This is a genomic window from Streptomyces sp. XY006 (assembly GCF_002237655.1).
In the GTDB taxonomy this organism is placed as follows: domain Bacteria; phylum Actinomycetota; class Actinomycetes; order Streptomycetales; family Streptomycetaceae; genus Streptomyces; species Streptomyces levis.
On sequence record NZ_NOKT01000005.1, the window covers coordinates 123439 to 136633 of the forward strand.

10 protein-coding genes are annotated in these 13195 nt (G+C 74.9%); 7 read left to right on the plus strand and 3 right to left on the minus strand.

The genetic code is table 11. The features are described from left to right. Positions 1 to 154: 154 nt before the first annotated feature. Positions 155 to 577 carry a RidA family protein gene (locus CHR28_RS08205; RefSeq protein ID WP_094052833.1) on the minus strand — a complete coding sequence of 141 codons (423 nt, stop codon included), beginning with the start codon at positions 575 to 577 and terminating at the stop codon, positions 155 to 157. A gap of 187 nt (positions 578 to 764) precedes the next feature. Beyond that, the gene (locus CHR28_RS08210) at positions 765 to 1859 is read right to left on the minus strand and encodes a LacI family DNA-binding transcriptional regulator (protein ID WP_094052834.1); all 1095 of its coding nucleotides are present in this window, start codon (positions 1857 to 1859) and stop codon (positions 765 to 767) included. Positions 1860 to 2111: 252 nt separating this feature from the next. Here CHR28_RS08210 and CHR28_RS08215 point away from each other — a divergent pair, with 252 nt between their 5' ends. Next, positions 2112 to 3692: a carboxylesterase/lipase family protein gene (locus CHR28_RS08215; RefSeq protein WP_179272351.1), complete on the plus strand. Its 1581-nt coding sequence runs from the start codon at positions 2112 to 2114 to the stop codon at positions 3690 to 3692. Between the two features lie 511 nt (positions 3693 to 4203). Here the strand turns inward: CHR28_RS08215 and mmuM are convergent. Further along, entirely contained in the window at positions 4204 to 5115 is a 912-nt protein-coding gene (gene mmuM / locus CHR28_RS08220) for a homocysteine S-methyltransferase (RefSeq protein ID WP_094052835.1), read from the minus strand. A gap of 173 nt (positions 5116 to 5288) precedes the next feature. Between mmuM and CHR28_RS08225 the strand changes: the two genes are divergently transcribed. The 6 genes from CHR28_RS08225 to CHR28_RS08250 all read left to right on the plus strand — a co-directional run bounded on the left by CHR28_RS08225 (position 5289) and on the right by CHR28_RS08250 (position 13190). Beyond that, positions 5289 to 6605, plus strand: coding sequence for an aminoglycoside phosphotransferase (locus CHR28_RS08225; protein WP_179272352.1), 1317 nt, complete (start codon positions 5289 to 5291; stop codon positions 6603 to 6605). A 273-nt stretch (positions 6606 to 6878) separates the two neighbouring features. Then, positions 6879 to 7970 carry a glycoside hydrolase family 43 protein gene (locus CHR28_RS08230; protein ID WP_094052836.1) on the plus strand — a complete coding sequence of 364 codons (1092 nt, stop codon included), beginning with the start codon at positions 6879 to 6881 and terminating at the stop codon, positions 7968 to 7970. Position 7971: 1 nt separating this feature from the next. Next, on the plus strand, positions 7972 to 9384 hold the full coding sequence (locus CHR28_RS08235; RefSeq protein ID WP_094052837.1) for an RICIN domain-containing protein: 1413 nt from the start codon (positions 7972 to 7974) through the stop codon (positions 9382 to 9384). A gap of 117 nt (positions 9385 to 9501) precedes the next feature. Beyond that, positions 9502 to 10548, plus strand: coding sequence for a rhamnogalacturonan acetylesterase (locus CHR28_RS08240; RefSeq protein ID WP_094052838.1), 1047 nt, complete (start codon positions 9502 to 9504; stop codon positions 10546 to 10548). Positions 10549 to 10627: 79 nt separating this feature from the next. Then, the gene (locus CHR28_RS08245) at positions 10628 to 12310 is read left to right on the plus strand and encodes a DUF2264 domain-containing protein (protein WP_094052839.1); all 1683 of its coding nucleotides are present in this window, start codon (positions 10628 to 10630) and stop codon (positions 12308 to 12310) included. Positions 12311 to 12398: 88 nt separating this feature from the next. Next, positions 12399 to 13190, plus strand: a complete 792-nt coding sequence (locus CHR28_RS08250; RefSeq protein WP_094052840.1) for an isocitrate lyase/PEP mutase family protein — start codon at positions 12399 to 12401, stop codon at positions 13188 to 13190. Positions 13191 to 13195: the final 5 nt, after the last annotated feature.

The following is a 13195-nucleotide window of genomic DNA, read 5'->3' on the forward strand; positions in this document are numbered from 1 at the left end:
CCCCTCCCCGCCGCATCGTTCGACGCCGAGCAGTTCCGGCCAGTTCCCCCTCTCGAAGGGCGCGCGGCGCGCGCAGGGGGTGTGAGACCACCGGCCGGGCGACCACCCGCCGCCGTCGCGTGCGCCGGGGCGGGCGGGGGCGGGGAGGCGGCGCTCAGCCGGCGTCCGGCGCCGCCGGGCGGACCGCCACCGCGTCGACCTCGAACAGCATGCCCGGCAGGGCCAGCGAGGCGACCCCGCTCAGGGTCTGCGCCGGGAGCCGGTCGCCGAAGCGGGCGTGCAGGGCCTTGCCGAGCACCTCCAGCCTGCCGGGATCGTGGTCCACGACGAACGTGCCGAGCCGGACGACGTGCCGGAAGTCCAGCCCCACCGCCTCCAGGGCCGACCCCAGCCGGTCGAAGGCGAGGTCCACCTGTGCGGCGAAGTCCCCCGGCACGGGGGCGCCGTCGGCGGTGGAGGCGTACTGGCCGGCGATGTACACCGTCTCGCCGGGGGCCGAGACGGCGTGGCTGTATCCGAACGGGGTGGGATCGTGCAGCGTGGCCGGATTGGTGATCGTGCGCGAGTCGCGCGTCATGCCCGGGTGGTCCTTTCCTCGGAGCACGGCCGCCGCCTCGGCGACGGCCCTGTCGCTCTCGCCAACTCCCGCCGGACACCGGCGCATTCCGCGGCGGGCCTTCAGCGCGTGGGAGGGGACTGAGGACCCCCTCAGCGCACCGGAGGGCGGGCAGTGCGCATCGGCTCGTCGGGAGAGCGGGCCGTGCTCAGGGAGTCCGTCCGCCCGGGCCCCGTCCGCCCGGGCCCCGTCCGCCCGGGCCGCGCGGGGGCGCCGCCGTGCTCGCCCGTTCCACCAGCCGTGTCGACAGCTCCGTCCGGGTGCTCTCCGGCCGGTGGCCGTCCATCATGCGCAGCAGCGACCGCAGGGCCGTCGCGGCCATCTCCGACAGCGGCTGGCGGACCGTGGTCAGCGCCGGGGACGCCCAGCGCGCCTCGGGCAGGTCGTCGAAGCCGACCACGCTCACGTCGTCCGGGACCCTCAACCCCCGTTCGCCGAGCGCCTCGTAGACCCCCAGGGCCATCCGGTCCGAGCAGACGAACACGGCCGTGGGCGGCTCGGGCAGGTCGAGGAGTTCCAGCATGCGGCGGCGGGCCCGGCTCTCGTCGAACCCGGCGTACCGGACGTACTCGGTGTGCTGCCGGACCCCGGCCGACGCGAGGGCCGAGCGGTAGCCGGCGACCCGCGCGCTGCTGCACATCGTGCGCCGGGAACCCGCGACCACGGCGATCCGTTCGTGCCCCAGCGACAGCAGGTGCTCGGTGGCCGTCACACCGCCCTGCCAGTTCGCCGCCCCCACGGACACCACGCCCTCCGGCGGTTCCTGCACCGGGTCGATCATCACGAACGGGATGCGGTGCTGCTCCAGCCAGGCGTACTGCGAGGCGCTCAGCTCGGCCAGGTTGAACAGCACCCCGGAGGAGCCCCGAGCCACCAGCTTGTCCAGCCAGCCCCGCTCGGGGCGCCCGACGCGGGAGCGGGTCAGCGCCGCCGACACCACGACCTCCAGACCCGCGTCGTGCGCCGCCTCCTCCGCCCCGTGCAGCACGGCGCCCGACCAGGAACTCTCCAGCGAGTGCACGACCAGGTCGACGAGCCGGGGCGCCTTCGCCGCGTCGAAGCGGGGCCGGCGGACGTAACCGAGCCGGTCGAGCGCCTCGGTGACGCGGCGGCGGGTCTCGGGCGCGACGTCCTCCCGGCCGTTGACCACCTTCGAGGCGGTCGGCACCGAGACCCCCGCCTCGCGGGCCACGACCGCCAGCGTCGGACCGGCCGCCGCGCTCGCACTCGCCGTACGCACCATCGGGAACCCGCCTCTCCGGCCCGCCCCAGGGCCGTGGAAATGTCGACCAGCGCTGCCCGCCGCGGTCCGGCTCCGACCGGGCAGAAAGCGCTTCCTACCTTAGGTGCGGCGCAGGACGCCGGGAAGACGGTTGCCGGCCCGCCGCCGTCCACCGAACGGCCGAATCACCCGCTCGTGCCCCGGAATACCCGGCCACAATGAGTTGCTCTGATCTTCACGGTGCACGAGCGCGGTGAGGAGGCTGGTGGACGGATGACGGCGGACCGGACGGACCCCGTGGTGAGCACGCCCCACGGCGCCCTGCGGGGCAGGTACGAGCGCGGCGTCGCGGTCTTCCGCGGCATCCCCTACGCGGCACCCCCCTTCGGCCCACGCCGGTTCCGCCCGCCCGTGCCCCTGCCGCCCTGGGACGGCGTCCGCGACGCCGGATCCTTCGGCCCCACCCCGCCCAAACCCCCGTACTCCGACGCCTTCGCCCGCTACCTGTCCGACCCCGTCGTCCCCGGGGACGACATCCTCAACCTCAACGTCTGGACCCCCGACCCGGACCCCGCGGCCCGCCTCCCCGTGCTCGTCTGGTTCCACGGCGGCGCCCTGACCAGGGGCTCCTCCGCGGTACCCGTGTACGACGGCCACGCCTTCGCCCGGGACGGCGTCGTCTGCGTGTCGGTCAACTACCGGCTGGGCGTCGAGGGCTACGGACTGTTCCCCGACACGCCACCCAACCCGGGCCTGCGCGACCAGATCGCCGCCCTGGCCTGGGTCCACGAGACCATCGAGGCGTTCGGCGGCGACCCGGGACGCGTCACCCTGTTCGGCCAGTCCGCCGGGGCCATCAGCATCGGCGCCCTCCTCGCCGCCCCGCAGACCCGGGGCCTGGTCCGCCGGGCCGTGCTGCAGAGCGGCCCGCCCGAGGCGTCCGAACGGGCCAAGGTGCGGCGCATGGTGCGCCGTATGGCGTCCCGGCTGAGGATCCCCGCCACCGCCGAGGCCTTCGCCGCCGTCGACCGGGAGCTGCTGCTGCGCACCCAGGCCGAGGTGGGCCGGCTCAGCAGCCCGGTCGTCGGCGGCCCCGCCTTCGGCATCGTCGTCGACGGCGACGTCGTCCCGCGCGACCCCCTCGACGCCCTCCTCGACGGCGCCGCCCCCGGCGTGGACCTGATGATGGGCTGGACCCGCGACGAGCACCGGCTCTGGCTCGTCCCGGGCGGTCTCATGGAGCGCGTCGACCGCCTCGGAGCCGTCGCCCTGGCCGGGGCCATGGCCCGCTGCCACTGCGGCAGCGAGGTGCCGCGCGGCTACCGCGCCCTGCACCCGGAGGCCGGCACGGCGGACCTCGTCGGCGACCTCGTCACCGACCACCTCCTGCGCATCCCCCTGCACCGGCTGGCCGACGCCCGGCCGTCGTACGTCTACGAGTTCGCCTGGCCCTCCCGCCTCCCCGGCCTCGGCGCCTGCCACGCGCTGGAGCTCGGCTTCGTCTTCGACACGGGCGAGGTGCCCGAGTCCCGCAGGCTCGCCGGCGAGGGCGCGCCCCAGGAACTCGCCGACGCCATGCACGGGGCCTGGGTCCGCTTCGCGGCGGAGGGCGACCCGGGCTGGGAACGCTGGGACGACACGCACCCCGTGCGGGTGTTCGGCGACCGCGCCCCGGGCGCCCCACACGAGGTGGCCTACACCGCCCACGGCCCCCGCGACCGCGAACTCGCCCTCTGGGCCCGAGACGCCGCCGCCCCGGCCCCGGCCCCCACCGACACCGACCAGCCCCGCGGCACGGAACTACGCGCAGCGGTACGCCGCCTGCGCCGGCCGGGGGCACTGCGGCGGGGCTGACGCCGGCGAGGGCGCCGACGGCCGCCCCCCCAACGCGTTCCGGGTCGGGGGACCCTGCTGCCGGCGGCCGCTCCGCTGCTGCACGATCTTGCGGGCTCAGCCGGCACGCCGACCGGGCCCGGTTCAACGCCTCCCTGCACGGCGCCGCCGAAGCCGCAGAGGCCGAACGGCGCCGGCCGAAGCAGTGCCGTGCGCTGCTCGGGCGGGCCACTGGACCGTGCGGCTCCGCAGTGGAGGCAGGCTCGGCGGGGTGCTCTGCGGTCGGGGCGTGGACCCGATCGGCCAACGCGACGCGCCATGTTGGGCCGCCCGACGGGGTCGGCGCCGGGAACAGGACCGGCTCGTGGCCGTCCGCGCCCTGTTCGCCCGGTGCGTCACCGGCCACCGGCAACCGGGAGAGGACGCGGGGCTGCGTGCGCTCGGCGAGGCGGCTGATGCCGGGTGAGCAGGAGTCGGGCTGAGGCCGGCGGGAGGCGCCCGGCCGTGGGGGCCGGTGGGTCCTCCGGGGCGTCTACGTCGTCGCCACTGCGCCCGCGATCCCCGAGATCGCCTCCGGCCCCACCCGGCAGCAGCCGCCGATCAGCCGGGCGCCCGCCGCCCGCCAGCGGTCCACCTGGTCGGCGGTGAACGTGGACCGGCCGGACCAGGCCCGTGCCGTGGCGTCCCAGGTCTCGCCGCTGTTGGGGTAGACGACGACCGGCTTGCCGGTCACCCGGGCCGCGGTGGCCGCCGCGGGCTCGACGTCCTCGGGCGCGCAGCAGTTCACCCCGACCGCGATCACCTCGTCCGCGTCGGCGGCCAGGGCGAAGGCCTCCTCCAGCGGCTGCCCGGCCCGGGTGCGGTCGCCGGCGACCGAGTACGTCAGCCAGGCCGGCACCCCGAGCCCGCGCACCGCCCGCAGCAGCGCCGCGGCCTCGTCGGCGTCCGGGACCGTCTCCAGCGCGAGGACGTCGGGCCGGGCCGCGGCCAGTACCTCCAGGCGGGGGCGGTGGAAGCGCTCCAGCTCGTCCACCGTCAGCCCGTACCGCCCCCGGTACTCCGAGCCGTCCGCGAGCATCGCACCGTACGGGCCGGCCGAGGCCGCCACCCACAGGGGGCGCGAGACCCCGGCCCGCCGCGCCGCCTCCCGCGCCGACTCCACGCTCAGTGCCATGAGCCGGGCCGCCCGCTCGTGGTCGATCCCGCGCTTGGCGAAGCCTTCGAACGTGGCCTGGTAGCTGGCCGTGATCGCCACGTCCGCGCCTGCCCGGAAGTAGGCCAGGTGCGCCTCGGTGACCGCCTCCGGCCGCTCGGCGAGGAGCCGCGCGGACCACAGCTCGTCGCTCAGGTCGTGCCCGGCCGCTTCGAGCTGGTTGGACATGCCGCCGTCCAGGACGACCGTCCCGGTGGCGAGGGCCTCGGCGAGGGTGGGGGTGCTGGTCATGCCGCCGACGGTAGTCGAGGCCGCGCGCCGGGCCCCGCTCGTCGCGTCCACCCCATGAACAGGCTGCCCGGCATGTGGGACGGGGGCCCGGTGGTGATCATGGGCCCTCCCTCCCCTCGACGCTCGCAGCGCGACGCGCGGACAGGAGCGGGGTGTCGGCATAGCATCGGGGGATGCCCGAGGTCGCTGTCGCAGATGCCGAAGTACGCGAGGTGCTGGGAGTCCCGCCGGACCGGGCGGAGTTCGAGCCGCTCCCGCACGATCCCCGCAACGGCGTCACGGCCGGGGTGTGGCGGGTCACGGGAGGCGGCCGTACGGCCGTGCTGAAGGTGCTGACGCGGACCAAGGAGACCGGCGTCGCGTGGGCGGCCTCCAACGATCCCCGGCACGGGAGCTTCTGGCGCCGCGAGGCCTACGTCCACCGGTCCGGGCTCGCCCGGGTCTGGGAGGGGCACGGCATCCGCGCGCCCCGGCTGCTGGAGTGCGTCGAACGCCCGGACGGGGACGTGGCGTTGTGGCTGGAGGACGTACCGGGCACGCCGGCCACGGCCTGGTCGCCGGACCGCCATGTGGAGCACGTCCACCGGCTCGGCAGGGCGCAGGGCGCGGTGGGCGCGGGGGAGGACCACCCCTGGCTCTCGGAGCGCTTCCTGCGCGACCGCACGGCCGGGGACACCACGGGCGCGGACCACCCGGACCACGACGAGGCGTGGCGGCACCCGCTGGTCCGGCGGCACTTCCCGCCCGGCCTGCGCGCCGACCTGGCCCGCCTGCACCACGACCGCGAGTGGTTCCTGACCGTCATGGAGTCGCTCCCGCGGGCCCTGTCCCACCTCGACCACCGGCCGGCCAACGTCGTCTCCGGCGGCCCCGGCACCAGCGTCCTGCTGGACTGGGCGTGCACCGGCGACGGCGCCCTCGGCGAGGACCTCGGCACGTACCTCACCGACTCCGTCCTCGGCCACTCCCTGCCCGCCGACGAGCTCCCCGGCCTGGCCAAGGCGGCCTACGACGCCTACCTGCACGGGCTGCGCGCGAGCGGCTGGCGCGGCGACGAAAACCTCGTCCGCCTCGGCCTGTGCGCCTCCGCGGTGAAGTACGTCGGACTCACCGCGCTGCCGCCGGCCCAAGCGGACGACGAGCCGGCGGCGCACGGCGGGCCGATGGCGCACGGCGGGGCGGTGGCACACGGCGGGCCTGCGGCGCACGGCGGGGCGGTGGCACACGGCGGGCCTGCGGCGCACGGCGAGGCGGTGGCACACGGCGGGCCTGCGGCGCACGGCGAGGCGGTGGTGCACGGCGGGTCGGTCGCCCACAGCGGCCCGACGGTGCACGAGGAGCCGGTGGCGCACAGCGGGCCGGGCGCCCTGCCGGTCGGCCTGCGCTACCGGGAACGTGGCCTGACGCTGGCGTTCCTGGCCGAGTGGGCGGCCGAGGCCAGGCTGCTGGCGCCCCGGCTGGGTTTCCCTCCGGCCCCGAGCGGCCGCTGACCGCCCGACCGGAAGCGAAGAGGCCATCGCTCGCGTCGCCGAGCTGCTGTCCTGCCCTGTCAAGGGCTGCGCCGGCACATCGGCACGCGAGACGGTGTGAGTCCGAGGTGTGACCGGTGGCCGGGCCGGGATCGCCGGTGTCTCCACGCCTTTGTCCCGTCGAACCCGTTGACCTGCTCGTGACACACCCTTACCTTTTCGGCGTTCGGAATGACAGATGGCGTTCGAAATGCCAAACAATGGCGTGTGTTCCCCCCACGAGAGGCAGGCCGCATGAGCCGCGACCCCGCTCTGCCCGAACCCCCCAGCCGCAGGCTGCTGCTGAAGGGCGCCGCAGCCGCCGGCGCCCTGGCCGCCGTCCCCGCCGTCCCCGCGGTCGCCCGGCCGGCCGACCTCGCCCGGCCCGCGAAGCCGGCCCCCTTCGCCAACCCGCTCGTGCGCAACCGCGCCGACCCGCACATCCACCGGCACGGGGACGGCTTCTACTACTTCACCGCCACCGCACCCGAGTACGACCGCATCGTCCTGCGCCGCTCCCGCACCCTGAACGGTCTGGGCACGGCGGCCGAGTCGGTCATCTGGCGTGCCCACGCGACGGGCCCGATGGGAGCCCACATCTGGGCCCCCGAACTGCACCGCATCGGCGGCAAGTGGTACGTCTACTTCGCCTCCGCCCCCGCCGAGGACGTCTGGGCGATCCGCATCTGGGTGCTGGAGAACGCCCACGCCGACCCCTTCAAGGGCACCTGGGTGGAGAAGGGCCAGGTCAAGACGGCCTGGGAGACCTTCTCCCTGGACGCCACCACGTTCACCCACCGGGGCACCCGCTACCTGGCCTGGGCGCAGCACGAGCCCGGCATGGACAACAACACCGGCATCTTCCTGTCCGAGATGGCGAACCCGTGGACCCTCAAGGGCCCGCAGGTGCGCCTGTCCACCCCCGAGTACGACTGGGAGTGCATCGGCTTCAAGGTCAACGAGGGCCCGTACGTCCTCAAGCGCAACGGCCGGCTGTTCATGACGTATTCGGCCAGCGCCACCGACGCCAACTACTGCGTGGGCCTGCTGACCGCCGACGCCGACAGCCATCTGCTGGACCCCATCAGCTGGTCCAAGTCGCCGACCCCGGTCTTCACCAGCAACGACACCACCGGGCAGTACGGCCCCGGCCACAACTGCTTCACGGTCGCCGAGGACGGCCGCACCGACGTCCTCGTCTACCACGCCCGCCAGTACAGGGAGATCGTCGGCGACCCGCTGAACGACCCCAACCGGCACACCCGCGTCCAGAGGCTCGGCTGGAAGCCGGACGGCACCCCCGACTTCGGCATACCCGTCGCCGACACGGCCGGGGCGGGTGCGTGAGATGAGACGCGCCCACGCCGCCCTCCTGGCCCTGTGCCTCGGCCTGTTCGGCGCCCTCGCCACGGCCGCGCCCGCCCAGGCGGCGCCCCGGACGATCACCAACGGCACCCAGTTCACGGACACTTCGGGCAACCCCGTCCACGCGCACGGCGGCGGGGTCATCAAGGTCGGGTCCTCCTACTACTGGTTCGGCGAGCACCGCAACGCCGACAACACCTTCCGCTCCGTCGACGTCTACCGCTCGACCGACCTGAAGACCTGGGAGTTCCGCAACCACGTCCTGACGGAGGCCGGCGACCCGGAGCTGGCGACCGCCAACATCGAGCGGCCGAAGGTGATGTACAACGCGGCCACCGGCATGTTCGTGATGTGGATGCACAAGGAGAACGGCACCGACTACAGCGAGGCCCGTGCCGCCGTCGCCGTCTCCGCCACCGTCGACGGGGACTACACCTGGAAGGGCAGCTTCCGGCCGCTCGGGCAGCACATGTCCCGTGACATCACCGTCTTCACCGACACCGACGGCGCCGGGTACATGGTCTCGGCCGCCCGGGACAACTACGACCTGCAGATCTACCGGCTCACCGCCGACTACACCGGTATCGCGAGCCTGGTCGCCAACCCCTGGCCGGGCGGACACCGCGAGGCCCCCGCCCTGTTCAAGCGCGACGGCGTGTACTTCATGCTGACCTCCGGCGCGACGGGCTGGAACCCCAACCAGCAGCAGTACGCCACCGCCACCCACATCGCGGGACCCTGGTCGGCCATGAGGAACATCGGCGACGCGACGGCGTACGGCTCGCAGACCGCGTTCGTCCTGCCCGTGCAGGGCACCTCCGGCACCTCGTACCTGTACCTGGGCGACCGCTGGGGCAACTCCTTCGGCGGCACCGTCAACGACTCCCGGTACGTGTGGCTGCCGCTGGCCTTCTCCGGCGCGACGACGATGTCCCTGTCCTGGTCGCCCGAGGTCACCGTCGACACGGCCGCCGGGACCGTCTCCGGCACCGCCGCGACCTACCAGACCCTGATCGCCCGGCACTCCGCCCGCTGCGCGGACGTGACCGGCCAGTCGCAGTGGCCGGGCGCGCAGATCAAGCAGTACGACTGCAACGGCGGCGGCAACCAGAGGTTCTGGTTCAAGTCCGTCGGCAGCGGCTTCCACCAGCTGATGGTCCGCAACAGCTCCCTGTGCGTGCGGGAGAACGCGACCACGGTCACCCAGGAGAACTGCGACGCCTCCGCCACGAACCAGCAGTGGTCGCTGACCACGACCGGCTCGTACGTGACCGTCAGGTCGCGGGCGAGCGGCGAGTGCCTGGACGTGAACGCCGCCTCCACCGCCAACGGTGCCGCGGTCATCACCCACACCTGCAACGGCGGCACCAACCAGCAGTGGACGCGCGGCACCTGACCGCACCCGGGGAGAGCGAGCCGGCTCCGCCCGGAGTACCGCCCGCGGTCTGGAAAGCGCTTGCCGCGGGCGGTACGGTCCACGCTCAGATCCTGTCGTCCGCCGGAGGAGCCGCGAGTGAGACGTATCAGCATCGCCGTCGTGGCTGCGGTGACCCTGGGAACCGCGCTGCCGGCCGCCCCGGCCACGGCGGCCGGGACGGCCGGGGCCTCCGCGGGCCTCGCCCGGTGCGCCGCCGGTGTCTGCCACTTCGACGTGCCGCCGGGCACCTACGACGTGCGCCTCGAACTCGGCGGAGCGGACGCGTCGAGCACGAGCGTCACCGGCGAGACGCGCCGCTCCCTGCTGCCCGAGACGCCCGTACCGGCCGGCGAGCGCGTCGTCCGGGCCTTCACCGTGAACGTCCGCACCCCCGAGGGCGAACCCACCGGACCCGACGGGACTCCCGGCCTCGACCTGCGCATCGGCGGTTCCGCCCCCGCCCTCGCCGCCATCCGGGTCACCCCGGCCCGGCCCGCCCGTGAGATCTTCCTGGTCGGCGACTCCACCGTCTGCGACCAGCCCGGCGACCCGTACTCCGGCTGGGGCCAGCAGCTGCCGCAGTACTTCCGCAAGGGCGTGTCCGTCGCCAACTACGCCGATTCCGGGGAGAGTACGGTGTCGTATCTGGGGAACCCGCGCCTGTGGGCCACCGTACGGCCCCTGATCCGCCGGGGCGACCCGGTGCTCGTCCAGCTCGCCCACAACGACAAGACCACGGACGAGGCCACCTACCGGGCCAACCTGGAGACCCTGGTCGCGGGCGTCCGGGAACGCGGCGGACAGCCGGTCCTTGTCACACCGATCGTGCGCCGCTGGTTCAACGCCGACGGCACGCTGAACAACGGAACCGCCCTCCTGGTCAACGGCCTCGGCGTCGACCACCCGGCCGTCGTCCGCTCCGTGGCCGCCGCGCGGGACGTCCCGCTGATCGACCTCACGGCGAAGACCAAGGAGCTCGTGGAGTCGCTGGGCGTGGAAGCGTCCAAGGCCCTCTACCTCACCGCCGAGGCGCGGGACAACACCCACACCTCCGTGCGCGGGGCGGCCCTCTACGCGCGCCTGGTCCGCGACGAACTCGTCACCCGGCATCTGGTGCCGCGGGGCACGGTGCGGGTGGGATGAACCCCTGGGGCGCCCCGACCGGAACCGGGGCGCTCCAGGCCCGACCCGTTCCGGCCGGTCCGAGCACGAGAGAGAACCGATGCAGCTGCCCCCCGACGACCGCACGGCATCCCCGTTCACCGGCTACACCCGCGCCCACTGGGAGGCGGCCGCCGACGCCCTGCTCGCCGCCGTGGAACCGTACGCGTCCGAGGACCGCGCGCTCTACCATCTGCCCGGCGACCGCACCAGCTGGTCCGGCCGCCTCTCCGACGGCCTGGAAGGATACGCCCGCACCCTGCTGCTGGCCGCCTTCCGCCGCGACGAGAAGGCCCTGGAGCGCTACGCCACCGGCCTCGCCGCCGGGGTCTCGGGCGTCTGGCCGCGCATCGAGGACCGCGGCCAGCCCCTGGTGGAGGCCGCGTCCATCGCCCTGGCGCTGCGCCTGACGCGGGAGTTGCTGTGGGACCGCCTGGACGACGGCGTGCGGCAGCGGACCGCGGCGTGGCTGGCCGACGCGCTCACGGCCGAACCCTGGCCCTGCAACTGGGAGTTGTTCCCCGTCACGGTCGGCGGCTTCCTCGCGGAGACGGGCCACGAGGTGGAGGCGTCCCGCGCGGCGGTCGACCGCGGCCTGGAGCGCGTCGAGCAGTGGTACCGGGGCGACGGCTGGTACACCGACGGCGACGGCCGCAAGTACGACTACTACAACGGCTGGGCCCTGCACCTCTACCCGGTGCTGCACGCCTGGCTGGAGCGGGACCAGGATCTGCTGGAGCGGTACGGGGCCCGCCTCGAACGGCATCTCGCCGACTACGCGCGCCTCTTCGGGGGCGACGGCGCCCCGATGCACCAGGGGCGTTCCCTGACGTACCGGTTCGCGACGACCGCCCCGCTGTGGCTGGGCGCGCTGACCGGCCGTACGCCGCTGGAACCGGGCGAGACCCGGCGTCTGGCGTCGGGCGCGCTGAAGTACTTCCTGGACCGGGGCGCCGTCGACGGCCGGGGCCTGCTGACCCTCGGCTGGCACGGCCCCGACGCGTCCGTCCTCCAGGGCTACTCGGGCCCGGCCTCCCCGTACTGGGCGAGCAAGGGCTTCCTCGGACTGCTCCTGCCGCCCGACCACGAGGTGTGGACGGCGCCGGAACGCCCCGGGCCGGCCGGGCGCGAGGACGCCGTCACCCCTGTCGGACCGCCCAACTGGCTGCTCCAGTCGACCCGTTCCGACGGCCTGGTCCGTCTGCACAACCACGGCAGCGAGGACGTCCGCTACGACCCGTACTACACCCGCCTCGCCTACTCCACCGTGACGGCCCCCGCCGCGTCGCACGACAACAGCGTGTTCGTCGGCGGCGACCCGGGCCGCACGGGCATCGAACCGCTCGGCACCGGCCCGGGCTGGGCGGCCTCACGGCACACGGCGGGCGGCGGAGCGCGGGTGACCAGCGTGGTGCTGGCACGCGGGGCGGTGGAGGTACGGGCCCACCTCGTCACCGGCGCCGAACCCGGGACGGCGGTGCGCGTGACCGGGTGGAGCGCCCCGGAGGGCGTCCGCGCGGAACTCCTGCCCGCGGTCGGCCTCGACGACGACCTCACCGGCCGCACGACCGGGGACGCCACCCTGTTCGTCGCGCTGGCCCGGCTCACCGCCGAGCCGGATCCGCCGCCGCTGGCGGAGACGGTACGGGTCGACAGCGACGGGCCCGGCACGGCCACGGTCCGCTGGAACACGGGGCCGGAGGTGCGGCTCCGGCTGGACGGGACCGGTGTGCACGTGAGCTGAGCCGAGCGGCACGTGAACCGGCAGTGGTGTGATCCCGCACGGGCATCGTTCGGCGGGTGCCGAAACGCCTCCGGCCTAGCGTGGCGGCATGACCGAAAGCCCCCGGCACACCCCGCCGGTCTCCGCCTTCGCCGCGCTCCACCAGGCCGACGAGCCGCTGTTGCTGCCCAACGCGTGGGACTACGCCTCCGCCCGGGCCCTCGCCGGGCAGGGCTTCCGGGCGGTGGCGACGACGAGCCTCGGCGTCTCCGCCGCCGCGGGCCTGCCCGACGCGGCGGCCGCGACCCGCGAGGAGACACTCCGGCTGGCCCGCGCCCTCGGCTCGGCACCGCTGCTGCTGTCCGTCGACGCCGAGGCCGGCTTCGGCGACGACCCGGACGAGGTCGCGGAGTTCGCGCGCGAGCTGTACGCCGTCGGCGTCGCCGGCGTCAACCTGGAGGACGGCCTCGGGCCCGCCGAGCGGCTCGCCGCGAAGATCTCCGCGGTGAAGCGGACCGTCCCGGCTCTCTTCGTCAACGCCCGCACCGACACCCACTGGCTGGGCGACGGCGACACCGCGGACACGCTCACCCGGCTCGACGCCTACCAACGGGCCGGTGCGGACGGTGTGTTCGTGCCCGGCCTCACCGACCCCGACCGGATCGCCGCCCTGGTCCGCCACCTGGACGTCCCCCTCAACGTCCTCTACTCACCCACCGGCCCGCCCGTCCGGCAGCTCGCCGACGCCGGCGCCCGCCGCATCAGCCTCGGCTCGCTGCTGTACCGCAGGGCGCTGGGCGCGGCCGTGGAAGCGGCGGCCGGCATCCGGGCCGGCCGGACACCGGGCGGCGCGACACCGTCGTACGACGACGTGGCGGGGCTCCTCCCGCCACCGGCCTGAGCGGC

What these genes read in the sequence shown, in the direction of transcription:
- CHR28_RS08210 (WP_094052834.1), bottom strand. Translation starts at nt 1,859, where the DNA reads ATGGTGCGTACGGCGAGTGCGAGCGCGGCGGCCGGTCCGACGCTGGCG.
- CHR28_RS08225 (WP_179272352.1), top strand. Translation starts at nt 5,289, where the DNA reads ATGCCCGAGGTCGCTGTCGCAGATGCCGAAGTACGCGAGGTGCTGGGA.
- CHR28_RS08205 (WP_094052833.1), bottom strand. Translation starts at nt 577, where the DNA reads ATGACGCGCGACTCGCGCACGATCACCAATCCGGCCACGCTGCACGAT.
- mmuM (WP_094052835.1), bottom strand. Translation starts at nt 5,115, where the DNA reads ATGACCAGCACCCCCACCCTCGCCGAGGCCCTCGCCACCGGGACGGTC.
- CHR28_RS08215 (WP_179272351.1), top strand. Translation starts at nt 2,112, where the DNA reads ATGACGGCGGACCGGACGGACCCCGTGGTGAGCACGCCCCACGGCGCC.
- CHR28_RS08245 (WP_094052839.1), top strand. Translation starts at nt 10,628, where the DNA reads ATGCAGCTGCCCCCCGACGACCGCACGGCATCCCCGTTCACCGGCTAC.
- CHR28_RS08250 (WP_094052840.1), top strand. Translation starts at nt 12,399, where the DNA reads ATGACCGAAAGCCCCCGGCACACCCCGCCGGTCTCCGCCTTCGCCGCG.
- CHR28_RS08230 (WP_094052836.1), top strand. Translation starts at nt 6,879, where the DNA reads ATGAGCCGCGACCCCGCTCTGCCCGAACCCCCCAGCCGCAGGCTGCTG.
- CHR28_RS08235 (WP_094052837.1), top strand. Translation starts at nt 7,972, where the DNA reads ATGAGACGCGCCCACGCCGCCCTCCTGGCCCTGTGCCTCGGCCTGTTC.